At 52.2% G+C, this 23,507-nt stretch carries 22 protein-coding genes and 1 pseudogene; 14 read left to right on the forward strand and 9 right to left on the reverse strand.

Features of this window, described 5'->3' with window-relative positions; all coding sequences use genetic code 11:
* The first annotated feature begins 23 nt into the window (after positions 1–23).
* Positions 24–470 (forward strand): hypothetical protein, encoded by a 447-nt coding sequence (locus tag KFS80_RS13620; protein ID WP_131670599.1) that lies wholly within the window; start codon positions 24–26, stop codon positions 468–470.
* 90 nt (positions 471–560) lie between these two features.
* Entirely contained in the window at positions 561–944 is a 384-nt protein-coding gene (locus tag KFS80_RS13625) for a hypothetical protein (protein WP_131670600.1), read from the forward strand.
* A gap of 41 nt (positions 945–985) precedes the next feature.
* Here the strand turns inward: KFS80_RS13625 and KFS80_RS13630 are convergent, their stop codons facing one another.
* Positions 986–1,594 (reverse strand): hypothetical protein, encoded by a 609-nt coding sequence (locus KFS80_RS13630; RefSeq protein WP_131670601.1) that lies wholly within the window; start codon positions 1,592–1,594, stop codon positions 986–988.
* A complete protein-coding gene (locus tag KFS80_RS13635; protein ID WP_131670602.1) occupies positions 1,584–2,714 on the reverse strand; it encodes an XRE family transcriptional regulator in 1,131 nt (376 codons plus the stop codon). Before KFS80_RS13635 ends, KFS80_RS13630 begins: the two co-directional genes overlap by 11 nt.
* 235 nt (positions 2,715–2,949) lie before the next feature.
* Between KFS80_RS13635 and KFS80_RS13640 the strand changes: the two genes are divergently transcribed.
* Both KFS80_RS13640 and KFS80_RS13645 read left to right on the forward strand, forming a co-directional pair.
* Positions 2,950–4,938: an ATP-binding protein gene (locus tag KFS80_RS13640; RefSeq protein WP_131670603.1), complete on the forward strand. Its 1,989-nt coding sequence runs from the start codon at positions 2,950–2,952 to the stop codon at positions 4,936–4,938.
* A 126-nt stretch (positions 4,939–5,064) separates the two neighbouring features.
* Positions 5,065–5,712, forward strand: coding sequence for a transglutaminase-like domain-containing protein (locus KFS80_RS13645; RefSeq protein ID WP_131670604.1), 648 nt, complete (start codon positions 5,065–5,067; stop codon positions 5,710–5,712).
* A gap of 31 nt (positions 5,713–5,743) precedes the next feature.
* Here the strand turns inward: KFS80_RS13645 and KFS80_RS13650 are convergent, their stop codons facing one another.
* From KFS80_RS13650 to KFS80_RS13660, 3 genes are all read right to left on the reverse strand, one after another.
* Positions 5,744–6,220 (reverse strand): hypothetical protein, encoded by a 477-nt coding sequence (locus tag KFS80_RS13650; RefSeq protein ID WP_131670605.1) that lies wholly within the window; start codon positions 6,218–6,220, stop codon positions 5,744–5,746.
* On the reverse strand, positions 6,217–6,426 hold the full coding sequence (locus KFS80_RS13655; protein WP_127649286.1) for a hypothetical protein: 210 nt from the start codon (positions 6,424–6,426) through the stop codon (positions 6,217–6,219). Before KFS80_RS13655 ends, KFS80_RS13650 begins: the two co-directional genes overlap by 4 nt.
* Positions 6,427–6,617: 191 nt before the next feature.
* On the reverse strand, positions 6,618–7,298 hold the full coding sequence (locus tag KFS80_RS13660; protein ID WP_033898335.1) for a competence protein CoiA: 681 nt from the start codon (positions 7,296–7,298) through the stop codon (positions 6,618–6,620).
* Positions 7,299–7,845: 547 nt separating this feature from the next.
* On the opposite strand from KFS80_RS13660, the gene KFS80_RS13665 reads away from it, so the two are divergent.
* From KFS80_RS13665 to KFS80_RS13675, 4 genes are all read left to right on the forward strand, one after another.
* On the forward strand, positions 7,846–8,253 hold the full coding sequence (locus tag KFS80_RS13665; RefSeq protein WP_038448081.1) for a hypothetical protein: 408 nt from the start codon (positions 7,846–7,848) through the stop codon (positions 8,251–8,253).
* An 18-nt stretch (positions 8,254–8,271) separates the two neighbouring features.
* Positions 8,272–8,487: a hypothetical protein gene (locus tag KFS80_RS27165; RefSeq protein ID WP_007246723.1), complete on the forward strand. Its 216-nt coding sequence runs from the start codon at positions 8,272–8,274 to the stop codon at positions 8,485–8,487.
* 518 nt (positions 8,488–9,005) lie between these two features.
* Positions 9,006–9,173 (forward strand): hypothetical protein, encoded by a 168-nt coding sequence (locus KFS80_RS13670; protein ID WP_010203399.1) that lies wholly within the window; start codon positions 9,006–9,008, stop codon positions 9,171–9,173.
* Positions 9,174–9,267: 94 nt separating this feature from the next.
* The gene (locus KFS80_RS13675) at positions 9,268–11,481 is read left to right on the forward strand and encodes a hypothetical protein (RefSeq protein ID WP_010203400.1); all 2,214 of its coding nucleotides are present in this window, start codon (positions 9,268–9,270) and stop codon (positions 11,479–11,481) included.
* A gap of 336 nt (positions 11,482–11,817) precedes the next feature.
* Here the strand turns inward: KFS80_RS13675 and KFS80_RS13680 are convergent, their stop codons facing one another.
* A complete protein-coding gene (locus KFS80_RS13680) occupies positions 11,818–12,369 on the reverse strand; it encodes a hypothetical protein (RefSeq protein ID WP_007246725.1) in 552 nt (183 codons plus the stop codon).
* Between the two features lie 672 nt (positions 12,370–13,041).
* Between KFS80_RS13680 and KFS80_RS13685 the strand changes: the two genes are divergently transcribed.
* From KFS80_RS13685 to KFS80_RS13710, 5 genes and pseudogenes are all read left to right on the forward strand, one after another.
* The gene (locus KFS80_RS13685) at positions 13,042–14,454 is read left to right on the forward strand and encodes a site-specific integrase (protein ID WP_103452362.1); all 1,413 of its coding nucleotides are present in this window, start codon (positions 13,042–13,044) and stop codon (positions 14,452–14,454) included.
* A 326-nt stretch (positions 14,455–14,780) separates the two neighbouring features.
* On the forward strand, positions 14,781–16,373 hold the full coding sequence (locus KFS80_RS26960) for a hypothetical protein (RefSeq protein WP_227496829.1): 1,593 nt from the start codon (positions 14,781–14,783) through the stop codon (positions 16,371–16,373).
* Positions 16,373–18,331: a tyrosine-type recombinase/integrase gene (locus tag KFS80_RS26965; protein ID WP_131670606.1), complete on the forward strand. Its 1,959-nt coding sequence runs from the start codon at positions 16,373–16,375 to the stop codon at positions 18,329–18,331. The genes KFS80_RS26960 and KFS80_RS26965 overlap by 1 nt, the downstream gene beginning before the upstream one ends.
* Positions 18,328–18,726 (forward strand): hypothetical protein, encoded by a 399-nt coding sequence (locus KFS80_RS13705; protein ID WP_095023237.1) that lies wholly within the window; start codon positions 18,328–18,330, stop codon positions 18,724–18,726. The genes KFS80_RS26965 and KFS80_RS13705 overlap by 4 nt, the downstream gene beginning before the upstream one ends.
* A 444-nt stretch (positions 18,727–19,170) precedes the next feature.
* Positions 19,171–19,929: pseudogene (locus tag KFS80_RS13710) on the forward strand (cation:proton antiporter); the annotation flags it as partial.
* 4 nt (positions 19,930–19,933) lie between these two features.
* Here the strand turns inward: KFS80_RS13710 and KFS80_RS13715 are convergent.
* Positions 19,934–21,232, reverse strand: coding sequence for an amidase (locus KFS80_RS13715; protein WP_212545063.1), 1,299 nt, complete (start codon positions 21,230–21,232; stop codon positions 19,934–19,936).
* On the reverse strand, positions 21,219–21,635 hold the full coding sequence (locus KFS80_RS13720) for a VOC family protein (RefSeq protein WP_212545143.1): 417 nt from the start codon (positions 21,633–21,635) through the stop codon (positions 21,219–21,221). Before KFS80_RS13720 ends, KFS80_RS13715 begins: the two co-directional genes overlap by 14 nt.
* A 112-nt stretch (positions 21,636–21,747) precedes the next feature.
* Here KFS80_RS13720 and KFS80_RS13725 point away from each other — a divergent pair, with 112 nt between their 5' ends.
* Positions 21,748–22,644: a LysR substrate-binding domain-containing protein gene (locus tag KFS80_RS13725; protein WP_212545064.1), complete on the forward strand. Its 897-nt coding sequence runs from the start codon at positions 21,748–21,750 to the stop codon at positions 22,642–22,644.
* On the opposite strand, the gene KFS80_RS13730 is transcribed toward KFS80_RS13725, so the two are convergent.
* Positions 22,611–23,501, reverse strand: a complete 891-nt coding sequence (locus KFS80_RS13730) for a formate/nitrite transporter family protein (protein WP_053124651.1) — start codon at positions 23,499–23,501, stop codon at positions 22,611–22,613. The two genes, KFS80_RS13725 and KFS80_RS13730, sit on opposite strands and share 34 nt — an antisense overlap.
* Positions 23,502–23,507 lie beyond the last annotated feature (6 nt).

The raw sequence follows: 23,507 nt of genomic DNA on the forward strand, positions 1-23,507 counted from the left end.
CCCGTTCAGGCCAAGGACATACGATGTTTAGAACACACGACGCCGACATGCTCGGTCTACCAGGTATGTTTGGTGAAGGTCAGTACCAATGGCATCAGGTATCCAAAGTGCTTCGTAATCACTGGTATCACGTAACTGTCCAGGCCAAGTACGAGGACAGAATTTCAGAGGCGGTTCTGATGATCGACAGCGAACCACGGCTTCAGCAACTGCTGATTTCCCAGGACGCGGAGACGATCATCACAGAGGTGCAAGTAGTCACACCTGCCCACATGAATGGCACGGGAGTTTGGCGCATGGAGAAACTGACCAAAGTGACGCTTGGTGAAGACCAAAACGAGTGTGTTGTGTGCCTGCTAGAGGTGGAGACCGGCTCCAAATACCACAGCTCTCACCAACCTGGCTTCAACACTGATGTGCTGAGCAACCTTCGTCCGATCTATCACGCAAACATGATTCGTACAGCCTGAGATTTACCAAGATTCCTGCACGATACCAGCACAGTTGGTTGCGTGTGGTTTTCCTGGTAACGCCATACTGGCTGCGAAAGGAGCGCAATTATGCTGAACACTGTGGATGTGAATCTTCATGGAAAACGACATACAGATTTCGATCTTGCACGAATCCTAAAAGCACAGGCGCAAGGCTTCGACAAACCGATAACAGCCTATCTCTGCGGAGTATCCATAAAGGCTCGTGCTGGATTAGGCGTCGTGTTTGGTCACAACCGCAAAGACCAATATGGACGGTTCGGCGACGGTCACCTGATCCGGACTTCTGACGTGATTAAGGCGGAGCGCGAGGGCCGATTTTGGGTACTTACCACAGAGAATTCACGCTACGTGATCGCGACGTTTCAGCACGGTAATGGGCGTGCGAGTCTTCGCCAGTTTCTGCGATTGTCAGACGGCCAACACCATCTTTCCCCGCACTTACTGCAGTAGTGGCGCAGCCCTCAACGCCCTCATTCTGCGGTATGCCTTTTTCAAAGCAAGGCATCGAAATCTGGTGTCTTGTTGGAAGCATGGATGTTCAGCCGGCACTGCAGCGCCATACCGTAAGCTGTCTCCAGATGCGTAGCCAGCGAGCCACCCATTTCGATATGTTGAGATAAAACCACCTGGTGATCTGCATCTGTAAGAACATTGGTGAAAATGAGCCAGGAATGCATGTGTGGCGTTGTCTGGGTTATCGCTTGAGCAACACTTTCTGAGAGAGCTCTGGCCTTGCGATCATCAGTGATGAAGGCTTGGCGGATTCTGCTTGCGAAGGCGATTGACGACAGCTCGCCTTTTCCGAGTTTTTTTCGGCTTTCAAGGGCTGCGATGGCTTGGAGATCGTCAATGCTGCAGGAATGGGACGCGAATTTGCCCTTGGTCTGCTCTTGCTTGAGGCGCTCTCTCAACTCGAGGTCTGCTTCGGTGGCGGCTGTGCGGGGCTTGACCAGGCATTCGTATAGGACGAATCCAGTCATGCAGAACTCACACTTGGCTTCTTGAGCTGCCGCATACAGTCGGCGCGAAGACAAAATGTTCCACACCGAGCAGGTGTCGGCCACATTGATCTTGTGGAATTTCGATGGATCAATAGCCATGTATTGTCCTTCCATATAGAGAGGCAAGTGCTGCCAGTTCGCCATAGCCGCAGAGAAGAGCTTCGGCCAGCCTGCCGAGGCTGATGATGCCTTGGCTATGTGCGTCCAGGCAAAGCTTCACGTAATGGTCGGACAGACCGCGTTCGAGCAGAGCGACTTTTCTCGCGCGTTGCTGGAGGGTGAGGCTCTCAGGTAGTTCGGGGTCTATCTTGGCTTGTCGAGTAACACGGTAACCTCGGATTCGTCGACTGGTATCAATGTCGGCTCGCTTCGCGGCCTTCAAGGCTATACCCAAGGCGTCACAGCTCACTCGAAACTTATTAGCCCATCCTTGAGCTTCCTCTTCAGACCAAGTAGTTGGGTCAGGAAGCAAGCTGAGCGTTTCTGGAGGCATGAGGTAACAGGAGGCGAACCTATTCGCCCGCACCTCCCGGATGTCTTTGTCTCCCGGGATGGTTACGCTTGCTCCTTCTTCACTATCAAAAATGCAGTGAGCCATCTCGTGCGCTGCACTGAATCGCTGTCGGTAAACGTCCTCGGTGTAGTTAACTAAAATGCATTTGCCGGCGACGGGGTGCATCACAAAGAGGCCTGAGATTTTGGAGTTGTCTAGCTTTCGCCGGAACACATGCACACCGACTGAGCGAAACTCGGAGTAGATGTCTCGGGGCACCTCTCGGTCTGTATGACCCATTTGCCGGCGAAATGCCTTTGCCGCGCCCTCGGCATGAGATAGGAAGTAGTTACCCCGTGGGGTGTAGGCAAAGGTACTGACAGCACCACGGAGTTCTTGGGTTAAAAATTCTTCGGTTTCGCAGATGTACAGAAACTCTTGAATGGCAGAGCGATCTTCCTTCGAGAACTCACGGCCATGCGCCCGGTAGAGCGTTTCAGTTTGCTCAAATGGGGCGACCTGCTCGTTTGAAATAAAGAATTTGAAGTCGCATCGATAGTAGTCGGCAAGGATGAGCACCTCGTCTCCGGTAGGCTCCAACGCACCTTTCTCGATACTACTCAGGCGCTCAACGTTGATTGCTGTGAAAGCTGCGACTTCGTCAACGGTTCGCTGAAGCTGAATACGGTAGCGTTGAAGCTTGTCACCAAGGGCCTGGAGATTCATGCGCTGTTTGACGTCCTGTTAGGCAATGCACCGAGACATCATAGTCGGTTTTCAAGGCGCTCCACTTCTCGAGTCCACATCTATATCGCTTTATTGGAGCTTGAATCGCCGGATTGTTAGTTGGATCGCTGAGGGTGCGAGTCTTCCCCATCTCACCATTCGTTGAGGTAGCATCAGCAGCACAAACTGCGCTTACCAGCCCAAACCGCGCTATGCAATTTCCAGGAGGAAGTCCATGTCCGACGAATCTAGTCGTTTGTCTTTGTTTGAAGAGGACTATCTTCTACGTGAGCTTGGGCCTGTGGCCCATGTACCGCAGGTGGCGCTTACTGAGCTGGTCGCGAACGCTTGGGATGCAGGCGCAAGTCTAGTTGAACTGTTTCTTCCATCTGAACTGGGTGGCACCTTGACTGTGATCGACGATGGTCATGGCATGACGCCCAAACAGTTTAGTCGGCGTTGGATGACGCTTCGCTACAACCGACTGAAGCATCAAAGCTGGAAAGTGGAGTTTCCTAAAGGGAAGGATGGTAAAGCCAGAAAAGCTTATGGCCGAAATGGTGTCGGTCGCCACGGACTTCTCTGTTTCGCGGATGAGTACCGTGTAGAAACATGGCGAGATGGGATACTCAGCACATTTGTCGTGGGTACGGAATCAGGGCCGAGTCCATTTGTGGTTCGCTCTGAAGAGTTCAGTGAGCGAGAGGGTGAAGGCACTAGGTTGTCGGTTGTAGTCAATCGCAAAATGCCCGACCTTGAAGAAATCATCACCGTTCTTGCAGCACGCTTCATCCACGATCCTGGATTTCAGATCCGAGTTAATGGAACCCCCCTGACGTTAGCAAAGCTTGAGCAGCACGCCAGGTCGCACACGCTGACCCTCAGTGAGGGGCGGACGGCGAAGGTGATCGTTATTGATTCTACTCAGCAGAATCACTCATCGATTCATCAAGGCGTTGCGTTTTGGGTAGATCATCGACTTGTCGGTGATCCAACATGGGCTATCGGTCAGGTAGCAAATTTCGATGGCCGAACTCGATTCGCCAAACGGTACAAGATCATCGTCGACACTTTGGGTTTCGAGGATCACGTACTTGCGGACTGGACAGGATTTCGTACAACGCCAGCAGTAAAAGAGTTGTATCAGGCTACAGCCGACCACATCAGTCAGGTTGCTGATGAGTTAGCAGCAGAAGTTGTCGAGTCCACTTCAGAAGACGCTCTTGTCCAGAATCGTGCTGAACTCAAGTCGTTGGGCCAGGGGGCGCAGCTCGAAGTCACTGAATTTACCAAAGCTGTTGCTCAGGCGCATCCGATGGTATCTCCGGAGTTTTTGGCGACAGCAGTCAAAGCGGTGATCAATCTGGAAAAGTCCAAGAGTGGGGCTGCGCTCCTTCATAAACTCGCCAACCTAGATACAAAGGATGTTGAGGGACTCGATACGTTGTTGGCTGATTGGTCTGTCAAAGACGCACTTCGCGTGTTGGATGAGATAGATGACAGACTGAGCGTCATAGAGGCCATTGCTAGGCTGGCAGAGGATCCGAACACAGATGAGCTCCACACCCTCCACCCACTGATCCTGCGATCCCGCTGGCTTTTCGGCCCGGAGTTCGAATCAGTGGAATACTGTTCGAACACCACATTGCGAAGCGTAGCCAAACAGCTATGGGGCGACGGGGACGCATCGTTTCAGAACGAGAAAAAACGCCCAGACGTTGTTGTCTTGCCTGATCGCAGCATGGTGCAGCTGGTGGGTATAGAGCGATTTGATCCGCAAGACCCGACCATCGCGCAGATGCAGAACATCCTTCTGATCGAGCTGAAGAGAGGGGGATTCAAAATCAAGCGGGACGAGGTCAATCAGGCCGACGGTTATGTGCAGGATATTGCTAATTCTGGATATGTAAATGGCGCGCCCTTTGTCACGGCCTGGGTGGTCGGACAGTCAATTGCATCGGGAGTGGGTACCGAGAAAACTGTAGGTGATGACTCGCGCAAATATGGTCAAGTCAGAGCAACGACTTATGGGGCACTTGTGGGCACGGCTAACCTGCGACTGATGCGCTTGCGTAAGACGCTGGAGGAACGATATGACAACCTGCCAACCGACACGTTGCTCGCTAAGGTGTTATCGATCCAAGAACAGGCAACGCTCGATTTAAATACGTCAAACCCAGTGCAACATCAGGATGAGAGTGCTGCGCTGGCAGTCGCTCAGTGAAGCATCGTATCAATCTATGGGTTGATTACAGGTATTAGCGCCGTCGCAATTCCGGCCTGTCGTCAGCATCATAGATTTTTCCGCCTGTGCTGAAGCAATCAGCAAGGCTAGTTTTGCCAAAACCCAATGAAAGATACCTTCAAGCCGGTGTCAAATACTCAAGGACTCTTTGTGCCTTCAACTCTAGTAGACATTATCATCCGCGACCGAGGCGCGCAGGCTTATACCGATTACGCGGAGTTTCAAATTACCGATCCTGATGTGATCGTTAGTGCCGCTAGGCAAACGCTCGAATCGATCCCTCCATCATTTGGTTCTTGCGTCATGGTCAGTGCTGGCTTCACTGCAATTCTCAAATCTCAAGGGATACCCGCAGTTGTCGTCCTGGGAGACCTGCTGATTAACGGCCAGTATGCTTTCGAATGCAGGGGGAACATTCCAGGGGCAACCTACGAGGGAGAGTTTGTGGACGCCAAGTGGGACGGTCACGCCTGGGTAATGCTCGCAGGTGTCCTCTGCGACCTGTCGATCTTCCGAAGCGCCTACGCCACTAAAACGCCAAGCAACCTCAAAACCTTCATCAGCCAGCAGTTCGGTGAGGGTAAGGGAGCACTGATGTGTCCTCACGATAGCTTGCCGGTCGGCATGGAGTTTGTGCCCAAATTTGCGCTCAATGACGATCAGATTCTGGGGATTCTGGACGGTTTGTCCAGGCAGCACTTGAGACTAAGTGACGAAATTCGAGGCGGCATTCCCGGCTGTGTCGGGAGCTGAATACGGCTAGAAAATAAGGGCGGCGCTGACATCAGTGCGAGATTAGCCAGGCTTCCATTTTTTGCAGTCTGCCCATTTCGAGAAGCTTCGGTTTTCCTAAATCTAAAAGCATGAGTAGCTCTTGCCTGCACTCTGGTGATGAAAACCATTCAGCGACCTCGACATTGCAGTGCCTGGACTCACTCAGGGCCCATTTCACAACCATGTCCGCTGCTGCTCGGTAGTGATCCGCCATGAAGAGTCGTCGCCCCTCTGCAAACCAACCAAGCTTGGCTAGTTGTTCAGTGACGTCAATGACGCCCGCGTGATCAAAAAAACCGGTGGTGTCTGGATAGTGAATACCTGCCAGGGACACCTTCGCCGCCCCTGCTTCTCGGTCAAAGTAGGACAGAAAATGCCACCCACCTGTAGTGCTTCCAGCGTGCGGAAAGTTGATCGCGGCCTTGCCAGTGATGTAGTGCGTGCGGGAAACGCGTTTGAGATCAAAATCGAACAGTGGCTGCCTCATGGGAGCTTTTTGAGCCGGGCTAGACCCTGTTTGATATGACCAGCGTTCTCACCAATTGTGTAGAGCGCGCCACGAACGTTGTCCCCGACCTCCGCATGCCCCTGGGCTTCGACCTGGAGGGTCAGCTCCATGAGAGCAGCTTCAAGGGCGAGCTGATTTTGGTACATCCTTTCCAGCACATCTGATAGCGAGTATTCACTGGGCATCTACATGGACTCCTTGATGTCGACCCAGCATAGCTCGATGATGAGTCAGCAAGTGTCTTGCGGGTATAGGCATACCCTGAGAGCACCTTATGAGCGTCCCGTCCCTAAGTAGTCTCAAGGTGTTTGATTTGCAAGCTAGAACAGCAAGAAGCCCGAAGGACAGAGATGCCCGCTAGACACTTGGTCGGTTTTTATTGACCCGCCGTACCGGATTTATCAGAGGCCGGGCCTCCATTGAAGCTAAAATCGGTGGTGCCGTTGGTGATCCATTCGACCAGCTTTTCCTTGTGAGTGTAAGCCACCACTCCACGTTTTTGAGTCGGATCGAATCTTAAGACGCGCCATATACCGAAATCGGGGCCGAAGTCGATGAACACGGGTTTGGAAACCCACCAGCGAGCAAAAAGCTTGCTGCGGGAATGCCAGCTAAATGAAGCCAGTCCATTCTCCGACACTTTCGACAAACCCATTCTGAAGTTGTACCTGTCGAACTCAGTCCGCGTGCCATCGATCACCCAGATCATATTTTGATAGTAGTTTTGCCTCGCGATTACCTCTTCAGGATGTATCGTCGATCTCTGAAACTCAATAACCATCCCTGAAGGCGTTCGGACATCTGCTATATGTCTCTCCCCTGAGGACGCTTGCAACACAACTTCCTGCCACTCGGTTGGGAACATATTCTTCCAATCGCGATGCCATGCCGTTTCCGTTTCCCACCACGGATCGCAATTGTCCAAACGTTTATGAGCCCAATGCCAGACGACATGGTTCCCGCATTTAGCGACAGTCTGGGAACCACAAAAACTGCAAACACCACGTGCTTTTGGAGTGGCCTCTACACGAGCGCCTTCAAGCAATGAGTATTTCATTTTCTTCCTTGATGATAAAAATGAGGGGCGGTAGCTCTTAACTTCCTAGTTGTCAGTACCTTGTGACCCACAGGACGAAAGACAAATATCTGAACACGGTAGTCGTCGTGTCGCTCTGGCCTCTTTCAACAATTGCTCAGCGTACATAGCCGGATCATCATCTGGCAGCGGGTAGCCTGCAGCAGATAGAGCTTCGGCGCGCTCTTCAATGAGCAGACGCTCGGGATCGCGAACCGTTTGGTAGGCTCTGCCTGGTACGCGTCGAGTCGTGTCCATTCTCGGCTCCCCAGAAGGCTGATGGCTAAGAGCGACTAAATTACTTTTAGAACGATAACAGAACGCTCTGAATAGCGATGCTCCGCTGCGAGTCACGAGGGAGGGTGCGTTACGATCTATGTTTCACAGAGGCGCAAACACCAAGCAAGCGGAGCGCGCAGGCGTGAGGGATGCGAGCCCGCAGGGTCGAGACACGCCTTGGCGGGGCTCGATTTACGGCAGCCTGACGCCGCAGGCGGCACGCCATCAACGCCAACAAGAGGTAACTCAAATGCCCGACGATGAACTGCGCGAACTGGAGGCCAAGAGACGAAAGGCTTTGTGGATACTTGCGCACATATCTCCAGGCGATTCGAAGGCGTTCGATGCCTTATCCATCCTTGATGACCTTGACCTTCAAGAACGGAAATACTCCCCCAATGCTGACAAGGCACTTGATCTCAACCAGCTTCGGGATTGTGTCACGCTGCAGCATCACAACTCCGGAATCGACATCATTTTGGAGCAGACTATCCCCCAGCCCTGGAGGGAGCGCTTCAATCAGGCGAGTATCGGGTCGACCAGATTGTTAGATGGGCCTTACGCTGCGGACTGGTATAAATTCCTGGCTTGTTGGGAATCAGAGATGCAGCACCTCGAGGCACACAGAACTGCCAGAAGTAAGCCCAAGCTGGATTGATGCAGACGGAGAATAGACGTGGAACGAGACAGCGATGACACCGTGTATTGCGACATCCAAATGCCGGTGGCTCAAGGGCGTGAGCTATTGGCGTTAGTGAATGCCCTGCGAGAGTCGAAAGCTCATCCAAGTCTCGACAGAGTTTTTGAACACATGCAGGACGAGCTCAGCACCTCAATCGACATCGTTAAGAATCCTCCATCGTGGGGCCCATGGGGGCCGACGCATAACTGAGCCTTTAGTCGGCTATCCTTTCCATTCAGACGAGCAAACGCTGACTGGGAGCATGGAAGACTCAAAAAACGTCGCTCCGGCGCCCTATAAAGGGGCGAAAATAACGGCAAAATACACTTTAAGTGGGTGATTGCCATATGCCATACTCGGTTATCAACGATTTTTCGCCCAGCTTGGCCACCTCCCTGATGGAGGTTTTAGTCGCTATGGTAACGACTAGCAGGAGAAGAGCCTTAATGGCGTTCCTGAGAAGCGGAGCTGTGACGGGGCTGCCGTTTGCCGAGTTCTGAGGCTGCTTGTTTATTGAACCTTGGGGGCTTTCGCCAAGTCTGAACTATAGTCGTAAAGCCGCTTGTCGGCTGACGGCAGGTACTGCTTGTGAAGCTTGGTGAACGAGCTCGATAATCCGCACCGCTTTTGCTAGCGAGGCAGTATTACGTTTTTTTCCATTGAAAGCAGTGGTCGCGCATTGGAATTCGTTGATGCACCGTGGAACAAAATTCTTAGAGGATGGAGCTATGACTCTTGAGCGTATGATCGAAGAGGCCCGTAACCGTAACGGTTCTCATGAAGCCAGCCTAAAGGCGGCTCGTGATCGCATGGCCGCGACTAACCACCGTCTGGCACGTGAATTCGCTAAACAAGAAGTCACTGCGACGCTGCTTGCCAAGACCTGCAGCCTCTAATAAATCCCTTCATCCGAAAGCAGCCTAATGGGCTGCTTTTTTTTGCGCGATCACAATGACTCCATACCTCATCACCAGCTTCGAAGAGGCGACGATGGCAGCGTTGATTCATGAGCCATACGGCTATGATCACGCTGACATCTTCAAAAAACCTCAGATCAAGTACATCTATAACTACTTGAAGTCCTTCATGCCCGAGATTCCGAAGGGTAAGAAGACGGTAGGAAGCATCCTGCTTGAGCACGAATACATCGACCGAGACTTCCTCGAGGACTACTCGCGTTTTTACCTGGGGCGTTTCGGCAACGATGGCTACAAGTGCGCTCGGCTTCACTTCTTCAGTTGCGATCTGACTCACAAGCGGCTCGACGCTCTACTGGCGGGTGACGTGGGAGAAATGTTAGATGATGCTGAGGATGACAATGCTGTAAAAACTCTAGAGCAACTCCAGTCGCACTACCTCGGTTTCATGGTTATCAAACCTCTCACCAGGACATTCGTGGGGAAAACCTGCCTTCGTGTCAGTGGTGACCGAGGTGTGGGCAAGAAGAAAATTGACAAGCCTTATGATGTGAATCTCTTTGGCATCAAGCTGACAATCGACTCAATTGCATTCCAAGAACAGGACAAGGTGGTTGCCGCGTGTGCTACCACCGCCATTTGGACAGCGTTGCACAGTTCGCCTGGTCGTAGTGTTAAGGACATTAAATCCTGCAGTGAGATCACCACCGCCGCCCTGAATTTTGTGGACGGTTCCAGTAATGGATTCCCAAATAAAGAGCTTACCAATAAGCAGATCCAGCGAACGCTTGATATTGAGGGGCTGCGATATCACAACAATAGCCTTGAGGAATCAACTCCTGAATCTTTCCGAGAGTCCCTCGTTGCTCACATTAATAGCAACCTGCCCGTCATTTTGACGGGAAAAGTATACGGCGTGGAACCCAACGAAGCTGGTGAGTACGTCAAAGCTGGGCACGCAATTACCGCCCTTGGTTATGACTTCCGGGGTGATTCGAAATGGGTATACGTTCATGACGACCGACTCGGGCCGTACGCACGAGCAGAAATGGTCATGCTTGACGAATTTTTCGGGGAATCCACTCCTGAGGCCGTAAAAGGTCGTTGGGGGCTGGCGATGTCCATTCGAGAACCGGATGCCACTAACTGGGTGGCTCCCCATGAGATTATTGTTCCAGATATCTCGATCATCCCGGCAGATAGAAAGACGCGCATCGACTTCAAGTTCGCTCATGGCACAGCAGAGCGTATTCGTGATCAGGTATTGGGATACCTGGAAGATGAAATGTGTCCTCTGCTTGAGATCCCGGTTCCTTCGGTCAGGTACGAGATCAAACTGGCATCGATTGCTCAAGCGCGAGACGATGTCCGTAAACATTACACCCACCGCAAGGTCAATGACGTGTTGGGTACTTACACCCTCGATGAAGAGAGAATGATTCGCTGGCGTAAGGAAAAACTCAGTTTCTTGACTGGCAGCCTCGCACGCTTACAGTGGCAAATTGATGTCTACTGGGATTCCGAGTGTGCTTTCCAGGTGTTCTTGGATGCGACTGACATTCCCTTGGGCAACGCTGTATCTGGCATTTACATTCATGACCCAATTTATGCAGATGCGATGCTGGCCGGCTTCAAGGGGCAGGAGAGCCAGATCGCCGGTCTAGATGATCAGCACTTCTTCCCGGCGTTCACCAGGGCTGTGAAGCAGCGCCGAGATGACTACGAAAGTCATCTCAATAGCATGTATGGGACATTGCGTGCGCCCAACCACATTAAAGAGAACGAGGTCTCGCGGAACGGAAAAGGCACCAACAAGACCGCGAAAAAATTCTGGGATCCGCAACAAATCCGTTTGGTTGATGTTCACGAGGCCTACAAGAAAGTGGCCGATTCAGTGGCTAACGACCCATCCTCTGAGAGTAAGCTTATCTGGGCCATAGGTAAGGACGGCGTGTTATTCGTCGCTGAGGACATTCCAAAACCTGATGAGCTCGGTCACCCAAGTATGACTGGGATGCAGGCCGCTCGGATTGCGGGAGAAATACGGCCAAAGGCTGGCTATTGGGAGGTCAACTTCTTCTCTGGAAGGTACAGCGGTGATTACGCCGATATAGAGAAGACTCAGTTTCTTACAAACGCCGTGTACAAAATTCAGTCACTCTTCCCGTATGACAAGTTTGAAGCTTTTTACCCTTATGCCCCTTCCTCCCAAGGTCTGGTTTCGCCTGATCTAGCGGCACAGGGAGGCGGTGACGATACGGCGGAACCCGCTGCTGTGCTCGCTTAATCCGAATAAACCCGGCTTCAGGGCATCGCCCTCGGTCGGGTTCACTCCTATCAAGCTGTTCACCGCACTGGTGAATGCCCTTTTCTCAGCCTGCATCCAATCTGGGCGTTTATCCCTTCAGAAAGCCAGTGCCAGACTCACGTTTGACTTTTCAATGGATCAGAATGTGCGAGCTACAGGCACTGTCCAGGGAGGAACTGATCTCTGCATACCGCAAGCGGAGCGCGCAGGCGTGCGGGATGAAAGCCCGAAGGGCCGAGACGCAGGCTTTGCCAAGGCTCGGTTCACGACAGCCGCTACCCGCAGGGGCACGCCGTGACCGAAAACTCAGGGTCATCAGAGCTCCGCATTCCATGCATCCATAGCCTCGCTCACAGCCGCGTACCACTGGAGATCATCGAGCTGTAGGGCATTCGCGATTTGCCTGTTGGTATTGCCGTCGACCCAAGTCGGGAGACTCTCCATGGCCTCTGTGAACAGACTGGCTGTAGCGACAGCGAATCGCCCCGTACTTGTAGACTGGAGGCACACGTAGCGCACAGCAGCGCCACTATGGAGCCGACGCCAAGCCACCACCTCAATACAGTCCTGCAGCTCTACAGGGGCCTCAGCAGCGGGGTAAGCCTTCTGCCCCACCTCGTTCTCTGCCACAGGTTGGAATGGCCTGCTTGGCTTTCCTGGCTGGTGGACAAGGTGCTGCAACTGCTCGCGTGCCGCGATTATCTGATCTCGGAGTTCTTCGGGATCGATGGACATTCCGCCCTCTGGTGTCACCTTGAGGGTCTTCAAGGAGTTGGCCGCCTGGATGAACTCGCGTTCACGCACTTTCTCACGCTCGGGGCGGCGGTCAAGGAATAGCCAGGCGGCGAGTCGCTGGAAAGTGATCATCGATAATCCGGAGGTAACAATGGGATGAGCTGTTGTTAGCAAGTAGACTAACACCTGATACGAATGAAGGATTAACGGGCTTCATAAAGAGCATCCGTGTGCGGTGCCCGTAGGCCTCAGTGCGATGTGAAACACAGGCAGAACCCGCCATCAATGATGCACGCCGCCGGAAAGCTGCAGTGAACCTGAATTAGCAATCCTATCTGCTTCATCATAGGAAAAATAAGCTCGCGTCTACGATGCACAGCGGCCTCTGCCACCAAGCCGTCTTAGGCTGAAACCGTGCACCCCTCCCAGAAAGACAATCAAAACGGAAAAAATTCTCATAGATATGGGATATAAACATTTATCCACAAATTGACAATATATCTACTAGCCCTGACTTTTTAAGTTAACAACTATAGATTTCATCACCCCCCCTCAAGAACATTGGGCCCGCCTGAATACAAGCAGATAATCTCTCCTGCAAAGTCCTGCCAACCTCTGCTAGGAGACGGTAATCAGATCATATAAATATTTAACGGATATTGTCATACAAGTATATATTCTCTTAAAAAAACCTATTGCAAAGCCAATTACACGACGCTAGCCTTTTCAAATCACTTGAAACCTAAGCTACTCGCAGCGAGCACTCACTCGACTGCGCCCCTTGTGTATGGACATAAGAAAATCATGAGCAATGCAGGCCTGATCAGAATCGAAAACCGTCCTCCGACAGGGGAACTTTCGATTAAAAAAATTGCAAAACTAAAACTACTTCAAGCAGTAGAACTGGAAGAGCGTGAGCCTAAAAAAAATATAACTTACTACTCAGCCAGCAAATCTCCAGATAACTTGTTCCCCCTAATGCCTATGGAGAGTGTTGAGAAACAAATTTTCAGCCACTTTCCATGTTTGCTGCAACCGGACGGTTCTCCATGGGCACTTGGCAATCTTTACCTGCTCGATCTTGTGGCTACCGGCGCTACAGCCAGCCAGGCGACTGTAGAAAAGCATGCAATAGCTTTAAAAGACTTCTTTCGCATCATGTTGGATCTCGGCCTTAACTTTTTAAACTTCCCCCTAAGAAAGGCCAGAAGACCCACATACGCTTACTCGGACTATTATCGTGATGTCGTCAAAGAGTTCCCTAAAGAAGGACAAAAAGCCAATGCAATGATTCGAAAAATCATTGCATTCTATCGCTGGTTACTGCACAGAGGATTCGTTCCCGAGCAGGCTATGTGGAGGGAATCAACAGGATACATACGCATCAAGAACAAAGCAGGTATGTCTTATGACAAGAAAATCACACGCACCGATCTGACGCTAAAAGTTATAAAAAACCTAGGCGCTAAAGCTCTCAGGGCGTATGACGAAACAGAGCAAAAAGCACTCATTGAGACACTGCTCCAAATCGACAATACGGAGATGACCCTAGGTTTTCTTCTCGCAATCCTTACGGGAGCTAGGCTTCAAACAGTATTCACGCTACAAGCTAGTGCTTTGGATGACTACGACGGAAGTGACTACCATCCAGTAGTGGTCGGCGAACAGGGATTCGCAGATAGTAAATTTCAGAAAAGATTTCCGATACTGATCCCTGGATGGCTTGTGTTAGCTCTCAAAACATATCTCGTTTCTGAGAGGTACGCAGCACGCAAGGATAAATCCTTTTACTCTAATGCGAAGAGCACCTATATTTTTTTGACAAAAACCGGAGCACCGTATTACGCCAAGGGAGACGATACTTTCGCAAGTGAATATCGAAGTCAACGCGTAGGGAAGTCCGTACAAGCTTTTATCTTTCAGCAATTAAACCCTGCGCTAGCGCAATCGGGTAATACATTTAAAGTTCGCTTCCACAACTTGCGCGCATCGTTCAGTGAAAACGTAGTGATTGACAATCTTGATCGCCTCAACTCTGGTAGTATCACGTGGCTTGAACTCCTGAATATTGTTTCCGAAAGGCTTGCCCATTCAAGCATAGAGGAGACTGAAAACTATATTAATAGCGTACGCAAGAAACAAATAAAAGCAGTAGCTCAAAGAAAGTTCGAATCCTATTTGGAGGCAAAGCTCCGAACCACCTGGGAAGCGAATTAATGGCAGAACAAGTGGCTTTCGTTTCGCGCCAAATAAATCTGGACGAAAGTAGTTACGACGAATGCATGCGACTATTGGATGAAATTCCTGTCGCCTCATTGCAGTTGTCACTTCGATGTGGCGCGACTGTGCACCGGCTAAATGTCGGCGCGTATCTATATCACGTAAGAGTCAAGGCAAGGCCCTACAACCCAGCGTTCGTGGATCTCCAAACAGTCTCCTACAGCAGAATACAGGCTGTTCTAAACTGGGCTATAAGCATAGTAGAGCAATACTTTCGCATACTACGACCTGCATCTGTGCATGAGGATTGGAGTCGAACGGCTATGTTTTTGGACTGGTGCGATACAAATGGCCATCCAGCAGCGCTTGATAGTATTGAAGACTATCACCTTGCACTTGTGGAATACTCTCGCCACCTTTGTTCGACAGCAGATCCTGAGCGTCGAAACACCCCACAACGCAAACTCACGGTCGCAATGCAATCAGCTGAGAAGTTCTATCCAGAACATACTCATAACGTAGGTATTGGTATACAACATCCTGGATACAGTAATAATGAGAAAATCAATACTGAAGTTCCGTCCGAAGACGCATTTCTTCCGACCTTAGCAGGTGCGCGCGGCCTGTTTGACTCTATTAGCGCATTCATGGAGGGAACACAAAGTGTACCTGTCGCCCTGAAAGGTTTTGGGCATACTTATTGGTTTACTTCCTGCTATTACCCTGTGATGTCTGAGTCGGCGATCTTACATTACCAGACCAATAAAACACCGGGTAGGATTTTGAGCTCAATTAGGCGTGATGTGCTGAATCACGTGCAAGCAACAGGGAACGACGCTTCAGATGGATTCCAAATCGTATTTGACCTTCTAAAAGACAGAGGTTGGATCCAAGATGCAGCAAATAATGAAAAACTCATTTCCCTCGATAGAATACTGACCAAAACGGAGCAATTGCAGTTATGCAAAGTCGCTCACGACTGTTTCTTGTTCATGTTCATTTTGTACACTGAGGGAAACGAGTCTCCAGTGGGCGCAATACCTTGGGATGCAACATCGTCTGTTGATACGGTTATACAAAGTTTTCGAACGATCAAATGGCGTAGCCATACCGAGTTAGACTTGTCGTTCGAGGCGAGATTTCTTGTGCACTTTCGCGCATATCTGCGAATCAGGGAAACTCTCGTTGATGGTCACGATTTCAAGTATCTTTTTGGTACGTTTGGTCGCAAGAACGGCCCACTCCCTCTAGACAATGGCTACTCATCAACTGTAGGAAAACAGCTTAGGCGTCTGGTGGATCCAAATCTTACGATCTTTGGGTTTCGGGAGCTCCGCGCCTACCACCATCATTATAAAACCACGCATCATGGCATCGAAGCCGCCGCTGCGGATGCAAACCACACTCTGGGCACCGCCCTTGCCAGTTACCAGGCAGGTAACGTTGCAGACAACATTGCTCAAGCTGGAGCCTTCTTCACCAATTTGGGCTTGATTCTGGCCAGCGTAGAGCAGCAGCAGGCAGCTCGAACGACTCAAGCTGGGTCATGTGATGGTCAACTCATACCAGCAAAGCAGCTGGATGAAGTTTCAATTCAGCCAAACTGCCGCAACTTCCTTGGCTGCTTATTTTGTGATAGCAACTTAATTCATTTTAATGCCCAAGATGCCCACAAACTATTAAGCATGGCCTACATCATAGAACAGCTTCGGCTGATACAGATCAGCCCAACAGAACATGGCCAGGTTTTTGATCTCACCTTGAATAAGATCTACTGGATTATCAAGAAAATGGAGGGCAACCCCTCCCTCGCGGCAGAGATTACTCAGATTCGAATTGATGTTTTCGAATTTGAAAACCTGACTCCCTACTGGCAAAACAAGCTACGAATATTTTCTGAAATTGGGGTTCTGTAATGCAGTTTGCAAAATTTTTTCTAACTGAATATTTGGATTCCGAGCAAACACCTTGGTCGGCATCTGCTGAAGATTATGTATATCCATCGGATTATTTCGTGGTCGCGACCCAGGCTGACGGTACCCCAGTCGAATTTTGGGAGAACACTTGGCCGATTCAGGGGCGCGAGCGAGGGATATCGCAAAGAAAGGTTGTTTATTTGGGTTACGAGGGAGAGCACACCGAGACAAATTGGGGAACCAATCTGAAACAGTCCAAGAGCATTCTGCTTGCCTTGGACAGGCACGCTTATAAATCACCTGGAACACCGCTAGGTGTCGACTCCATGAACAGGTACAACCTGGTTCTGCAAAAAGCACGAAAGTATTGCTACCAAAACAACATATCGGTATTCCAAGCCTTGTCTTCAATCGAGCACGTAAAAGGCATCCATAAGCTGTGCCTTGAACAAGCTAAGAGCAATGCGGCAGCACTTGAAGACTTGCTGCCAAAGATTTCAATGCTGCCGTTTAGATACCTGGGATTTAAGCCTGCAGTGGCTAAATTCCAGGCACCGCCCCTCTCTAAAAACACTAAAAACGACCAAACACTGGTAATACCTACTGCCATCTACGTTGAGTTGCTTGTCGAGTACAAAAAGAAGATCGCCAATTACATGGAGCATCGCGGACAATTACAACAGCTGGCAGTGCTGATCTCATGGAATAACGACCACGGCACAGCTCCATCAGAAGACCATAAAGAAAGTTTCGTAAAAGCTCTAGCTCACTGCGATCTCGCTAACTACGCAGATGCCAACAATATCACGGACAAAAAGGAGCTGTTGGGACATTTTGGCGTCATAAACTATTGTTCAGCAATGTTGATTTACTCCTTCACAGGCATGAGGCGGTCTGAACTTTATTCCTTGCGGCTTAGCGCACTTCGGCAAGACATAAAAAATGGGGTGGTGATTTCTAGAAGTCTGCATGGTTTCACGACCAAACTGCATAAAAGAAGAAAACATGTGGACTGGTATTCATCATCTGACGTTGAGTTGCCATTTGCGGCAGCGTCTCACGTCTGTAAAACGATTTTAGCTTGTAACGGAATGTTCCCAGACGATCAGTATGTTTTTATCTCTACCGCGTATTTCCCTTTCAGCAACACTGTACTGGATGCGGCGACCATTAACTCAGATGAACCGGTCGCCGGGAACTATGAACCATCTCGTTTCCAACGGAGGCTTACCACTCCGACAATCAACTCCGCCGATATGGTGGAGCTTAAGAACGTTGATCCATTGCGCATCTGGAATGCAACCAGTGAAGTCAATATCGGAAACGCATGGCCTCTAAGCATTCACCAGCTTCGGCGCTCTACTGCAATTTACGCAATCAGAAGCGGAATCGTTACCCTTCCAGCCCTGAAGTCCATGCTCAAGCACATAAGTATAGTCATGACCAAATACTATAGTCGTGGATCTATCTACGCGCCCGACATCCTTAAAGCTTTTAGCGGCAAGAAAGATAGCATGGTAGCTCTTTTCCAAGAGTCTGAACGTCACGTTGCATCCTGGCAATATACTAATGAGGTGATTATGTCAGAAGAGGCTCTCTATGGCGCTCATGGCGTCTGGGCTCAAATCCATGGCAAGAAAGCGTTGCTCAAGTTGAACTATGCAGAGCGTTTCGATGAAACCCTCAAGCGAGTGAACAAAGGTCAGCTATCGTATCGCGCCACACCACTGGGCGGGTGTACGTCGAATAGCATTTGTACTAAACGTATTACCGTTGATCTCCTAGGCTGTGATGGCTGCGCTTCTGCAGTCGTTATCAAGCCAAAACTCCTCAAGCTTATTGCCCTTCAGAATGTGACCGTAGAGGCCTGCAACCAAGGAAGCATGGAGCACACTGCAGAGCTTCAGACGCAGTATGAGTTGTCATCCTTCGCTACTCGCCTGGGGATCCAAGCATGACCGAACTCTGCGATCTAATCATCTTTTGGGATGCCTTAAATAGAATCCTTGCTGGCAAACCGCTGATCGTCAGCAGAAACATGCCTATCACCTATGACTTGGTCGCGCTTGAGGCTGGGAGAACTAGGGGGTCGATCAGAGCTGATCGCCCTCAGTTCGCGGCGCTGAGGCAAGCCGTCAGGGACGCAGCGGCTGCGCAGAAGCCCCCACCAAAGAAAGCTTCCGCTCAGCAGGAAAAAGACAAACTCAAAGCTAAGAACCGGGAAATTGCCGACCTCAAAAATGAGTGCGACGGAGTTCGTAGTCGCGAGTTGATGCTTGTCCGATACATCGACGAGCTTGAAAGGGAGATTGTAAGGCTGCGTAAGCCAAGGCTGGTCAGTTCCATTGGCTGAGTCTCTTGGCAAAGTTTCCAGAGTACGAATGTTGGGATGCCTCATTGCCAACATTCGTTCTCCCGTCAGGAAGCTGGCAATGCACCTTGTCTCGCAATCGTCCAGTTCTAAGAAGGTTTAATATCAACTTCGCATCGGGCAATTCATTACGTCCGGTCGCCTACATCATGCAAGTTCTATTTTGACTCACAGGCTCATTCCTACTCTGGAATAGTGCCCCGAGTCCTGGAGCGCCGAGCTGCTAGAGCAATCGCCCAGCCAAATTCCATTGCCCCTCATCCTTCTAGTCATGTGTATAGGCTCTCTCCCTATGTCCATGCTTGCCTGAAGCTTTCTGAAGTCTGCTCTGATGCGCGTTCAAGGTAGCCGGCACGCTCCATGGAAAGGTGTCTGTCCACATGGTCACATGTACGGCATAGGTTTTAGGTGTCTATATAGACCGTATCGCTGTTCAACGACGGCACTGCCGTTGTGGTGTTCACCGTGTTGCTCGGCATCGCCCAACTCGGCGAAACCCCGACCGTCAGCGCCACGGCCATGCTGTTCGTTCACGAAGCGATTGGCGGTGTGCTGTTCGGCGGGCTGATCGGTTACCTGGTCTATCGGATGATCAAAAGCATCGAGCAGCACCAGATCACTGTGATGCTGACGCTGGCGCTGGTCATCGGCGGTTCGGCGATGGCCACCGAGATTCATGTGTCAGCGCCGATCGCGATGGTGGTCGCCGGTCTGATCATCGGCAACGTCGGGCGCAATCTGGCGATGAACGAAATGACTCGTCGTTATCTCGACGGTTTCTGGGAATTGCTCGATGACATGCTCAACGCGCTGCTGTTCGCGCTGATCGGCATGGAGCTGTTGCTGCTGCCGTTCAACTGGTTGCACATGGCCGCGGCCGGTGTGTTGGCGGTCGCGATTCTGTTGTCGCGTCTGCTCACCGTCGCTCCGGCGATTCTGCTGCTACGGCGCTGGCGCACAGTGCCCGCCGGCACCATCCGCATTCTGACCTGGGGTGGTTTGCGCGGCGGTGTTTCGGTGGCACTGGCGCTGGCCCTGCCGCTGGGGCCGGAGCGTGACCTTTTGCTGAGCATCACCTACATCGTGGTGCTGTCGTCGATCCTGTTGCAGGGCCTGACCATCGGCAAACTGGTCAAGCATGCAACGCGCAATGAGCCGAAAGCGGCGACTGAATCTGCGCACTGACGCATCACTGTGGCGCCGCCTGGCGGGCAGTGCTCAGCACTGCCTCAACCTGCCCGGCAGCGTGTAACAGATGACTGTCGGCTCTGAACGCGCCAATCATTTGCAGGCCAATGGGCAACGCCCCGGTCTTGCGGACGAGAGGAAGGTTGATTTGCGGCAAGCCAAACGCCATCCAGAACTTGCTGAAATCGGATGGGCCCGTCGCGCCAAGCCCCAACGGCGCGACGATACCGCAGCTCGCACCCAGCACCGCGTCGAACGGTTGGAATATCGGCTCCAACACCGCGGCTAACGTTGCCAGGCGTTTCTTCGCCGCTGACTCTTGCGCCCACGTCGTCAGACGGGCGCGCTCGATCATCGCCAGTAATTCCTCACTGAGTTGGTCAGGGTGCGCTTGCAGCTCCTTGGCCAGTGATCGGGCGCCCTCACAATCGTTGATCAACAGATGATCATCGAATACCGACGCAAACTCTTCAGGCAGCACCACCTCAATGACTTGATGGCCCGCCATTCGCAAATCCTCAACAGCGCCTTCCAATGCTGTGGCTACCTCTTCATCAACCTGATCCCAACGCGCCGTACGACAGAAGCCGAACGTGCAAACGCTCTGTTGATGAGCAAGCGTCGGGAGACCGGGGATCAAGACTTGCGCCATCAGCTCGAGATCGCGCACCGAGCGGCCATACCAACCCACCGTGTCGAAACTCGGCGCCAATGGCTTTACCCCTTCCAGCGAAACCAGCCCGTACGAAGGTTTGAACGCATACAGACCGCAGTAGGATGCTGGCTTGATCAATGACCCGGCGGTCTGCGTGCCCAACGCGAGCGGAAAAAAACCGGCCGCCATCCCCGCTGCCGAGCCGGCACTGGAGCTTCCGGGCGTTCTGTAAAGATCATGCGGATTGCGAGTTGGCCCGGTGTGCATGTAAGCGAATTCGGTGGTGTGGGTCTTGCCCATGATCACCGCCCCGGCCTGGCGCAGCAGTGCGACGACATGGGCATCACGCGAAGGACGATTGTCCTCGTAGATCGGCGAGTAAAAACGGGTCGGATGATCCACGGTGTCATAAATGTCTTTGACCCCCACCGGCACACCCGCCAGCAGGCCTTTCGCGTGACCGTTCTGCAGTTGGCGAGCCTGGCGGCGTACCTCTTTCGGGTCGAACGAAACAAACGCTTTTATGATGGGCTCGCGCGTATCGACGCATTCAAGAAAATGCTCGGCAACGGTCTCCGTATTCACAACAGCGGAGCGCACGCTTTCGGCAATGGCGGTGGCATCAGCGTGATCAAAATTGTGCATAAACACCCTGCAAGTCAGTGAAGCCCTTTATCTCAATCGGATTGCCGGCAGGATCCAGAAAAAACATCGTGGCTTGCTCACCGGGCTCTCCGAGAAAACGAATGTGTGGACGAAGCACAAATTGTACCTGGCCTTCGATCAAGCGCTCCTTCAACGCAACCCAGTCCGACATCTCGAGGATCACGCCGAGATGGGGCATCGGCACGTCATGCTCACCGACTTTGCCGGTGTTGCTGACCGCAAAGGGTTCGCCCAAGTGCAACGACAATTGATGGCCGAAAAAATCGAAATCGACCCACGTCTCGGTACTGCGACCTTCTTTACACCCCAGCAAGCCTCCATAAAAATCGCGGGAAACCTGCAAATCGCGGACGTGCATAGCGAGATGAAAAATCGACTGCATAAAGAACTCCTGACGATCACCGGACGATGGAAACAGCGGAATGCTTGAAGACTGTGCGGTTTCGATCAAAAGAGATAGCCTGTAATTCTTACTGCCATCGAAAGCATTTCTTATGGATACGCGATATTTAAAGAGCCTGATCACCGTCGTCGAATGCGGCTCGATCGCCCATGCTGCACGAATTGAGGGACTGACGGCCGCCGCAATCAGTCAGCGCATTCTCGCGCTCGAACGGCAGCTCGGTTTTGAGCTGTTATCCCGCGTCGGGCATGCCGCCAAACCGAGTCAGGCCTGTCTCGGTTTGTTGCCCAGAGCCAGACGTATCGTTCGTGAAGTGGCCTTATTGGCGGGAGACGCTGACGGCGCGGGGCTGACCGGACAGTTGCGAATCGGCGCGATTTCCACGGTTCTGACCGGGCTGATGCCGGAAGCATTGCGCGCGCTGACCGTGTCGGCGCCGGGTTTGACGCCGGTGATCGTGCCGGGAACATCGCGATCGCTGTATCAGGCACTTCTTTCAGGCGAGGTGGACGCGGCGATCCTCGTCGCTCCGCCGTTCGAATTGCCCAAAGCCCTGCAAGCGGTGTCCCTGCGCAAGGAACCGCTGGTGTTTCTGTCGAAAGAAAAGTCCTCGATCAGCATTCCTGCGCAACTCATGAGCCAGCCTTACATCCGCTACGACCCGGACGCTTGGGGCGGACGCTACGCCGAGCAATATCTGGCGGATCAAGGATTGAAGCCGACACCGATGGTCGATCTGGATGCGCTGGAGACCATTGCCATGCTGGTGACGGGCGGCATGGGTGTGAGCCTCGTGCCCTATTGGTCCGGTTTTGAGCAATGGGGCCATCAATGCGCAGTGAGCCAGATTGGCAATGATCGCTATGACCGCGAGATCGCGCTGATCAGCCCGGCCCAGACCGATCGGCCAAACATGATCAGCGCTTTGTGCGCGGCACTTTCAACGACCACGCCTCATCGCTCGGAATCCTTCTTCGACTCGCCTTGATCCTCATCAGGGCCGCTGGATTTCGGCGTCCCGCTCTCACTGCGAATCTGCGCGTGGCTGATCAACGCAAAGATAAAACTGCCGCCGATGATATTCCCCGCCAGCGTCGGCCCGGCGAAGACCATCCAGAAATCACTCCACGGCAACTCGCCGGCAAACACCAGGTACGAAACCTCCGCCGAACCGACGACGATGTGGGTGAAGTCGCCGAGCGCCATCAGGTAGGTGATGAGGATGATGATCCACATCTTCGCGCTCTCCATGGACGGGATCATCCAGACCATGGTGGCGATCATCCAGCCGGAGACGATGCCTTTGGCGAACATCTGGCTGGCGTGGTTTTCCATGACCTTGCGGCCAATTTCGAGGAAGGCGTGATCGGTCTTGGTGTCGAAGATCGGCAGTTCGAGCATCACGTACGCCACCAGAATCGTGCCGCAGAGGTTGCCGACCAGCACCACCGTCCACAGACGAATCAGCCGGCCGAAGTTTTGAAGGGTCGGTTTGGTCATGACCGGCAGCACGGCGGTCAGGGTATTTTCGGTGAACAGTTGCTGGCGGGCGAGGATCACCGCGAGGAAACCGGCGCAGTAGCCGAAACTGGCGATCACTTTGAATTCGTCACCGTCGGGCAGGCGCGAGTTGAGCAGGCCCATGCCCATCAGCGACAGGCCCATGGTCAACCCGGCCGCCAGCGCCGACCACCAGAGTGCGGCGATGCTGCGCTCCAGCTCCTGATCGCCTTGCGAGCGGATGATTTCATGCAGAACGGCCGCGCGGGGCGGCTGGTTTTTCTCGACTTCGTGCTGTTCTTTGGCCGAGAGATCGGGGGTCTTGCCGTCGGTGGGGGTGGTCATGGCGTG

This window comes from Pseudomonas rustica, from assembly GCF_018336155.1.
Classification (GTDB): Bacteria; Pseudomonadota; Gammaproteobacteria; order Pseudomonadales; family Pseudomonadaceae; genus Aquipseudomonas; species Aquipseudomonas rustica.

Coding starts and splice junctions, on each gene's coding strand:
- KFS80_RS13620 (WP_131670599.1), top strand. CDS start 24: ATGTTTAGAACACACGACGCCGACATGCTCGGTCTACCAGGTATGTTT.
- KFS80_RS13625 (WP_131670600.1), top strand. CDS start 561: ATGCTGAACACTGTGGATGTGAATCTTCATGGAAAACGACATACAGAT.
- KFS80_RS13630 (WP_131670601.1), bottom strand. CDS start 1,594: ATGGCTATTGATCCATCGAAATTCCACAAGATCAATGTGGCCGACACC.
- KFS80_RS13635 (WP_131670602.1), bottom strand. CDS start 2,714: ATGAATCTCCAGGCCCTTGGTGACAAGCTTCAACGCTACCGTATTCAG.
- KFS80_RS13640 (WP_131670603.1), top strand. CDS start 2,950: ATGTCCGACGAATCTAGTCGTTTGTCTTTGTTTGAAGAGGACTATCTT.
- KFS80_RS13645 (WP_131670604.1), top strand. CDS start 5,065: ATGAAAGATACCTTCAAGCCGGTGTCAAATACTCAAGGACTCTTTGTG.
- KFS80_RS13650 (WP_131670605.1), bottom strand. CDS start 6,220: ATGAGGCAGCCACTGTTCGATTTTGATCTCAAACGCGTTTCCCGCACG.
- KFS80_RS13655 (WP_127649286.1), bottom strand. CDS start 6,426: ATGCCCAGTGAATACTCGCTATCAGATGTGCTGGAAAGGATGTACCAA.
- KFS80_RS13660 (WP_033898335.1), bottom strand. CDS start 7,298: ATGAAATACTCATTGCTTGAAGGCGCTCGTGTAGAGGCCACTCCAAAA.
- KFS80_RS13665 (WP_038448081.1), top strand. CDS start 7,846: ATGCCCGACGATGAACTGCGCGAACTGGAGGCCAAGAGACGAAAGGCT.
- KFS80_RS13670 (WP_010203399.1), top strand. CDS start 9,006: ATGACTCTTGAGCGTATGATCGAAGAGGCCCGTAACCGTAACGGTTCT.
- KFS80_RS13675 (WP_010203400.1), top strand. CDS start 9,268: ATGGCAGCGTTGATTCATGAGCCATACGGCTATGATCACGCTGACATC.
- KFS80_RS13680 (WP_007246725.1), bottom strand. CDS start 12,369: ATGATCACTTTCCAGCGACTCGCCGCCTGGCTATTCCTTGACCGCCGC.
- KFS80_RS13685 (WP_103452362.1), top strand. CDS start 13,042: ATGAGCAATGCAGGCCTGATCAGAATCGAAAACCGTCCTCCGACAGGG.
- KFS80_RS26960 (WP_227496829.1), top strand. CDS start 14,781: ATGTTTTTGGACTGGTGCGATACAAATGGCCATCCAGCAGCGCTTGAT.
- KFS80_RS26965 (WP_131670606.1), top strand. CDS start 16,373: ATGCAGTTTGCAAAATTTTTTCTAACTGAATATTTGGATTCCGAGCAA.
- KFS80_RS13705 (WP_095023237.1), top strand. CDS start 18,328: ATGACCGAACTCTGCGATCTAATCATCTTTTGGGATGCCTTAAATAGA.
- KFS80_RS13715 (WP_212545063.1), bottom strand. CDS start 21,232: ATGCACAATTTTGATCACGCTGATGCCACCGCCATTGCCGAAAGCGTG.
- KFS80_RS13720 (WP_212545143.1), bottom strand. CDS start 21,635: ATGCAGTCGATTTTTCATCTCGCTATGCACGTCCGCGATTTGCAGGTT.
- KFS80_RS13725 (WP_212545064.1), top strand. CDS start 21,748: ATGGATACGCGATATTTAAAGAGCCTGATCACCGTCGTCGAATGCGGC.
- KFS80_RS13730 (WP_053124651.1), bottom strand. CDS start 23,501: ATGACCACCCCCACCGACGGCAAGACCCCCGATCTCTCGGCCAAAGAA.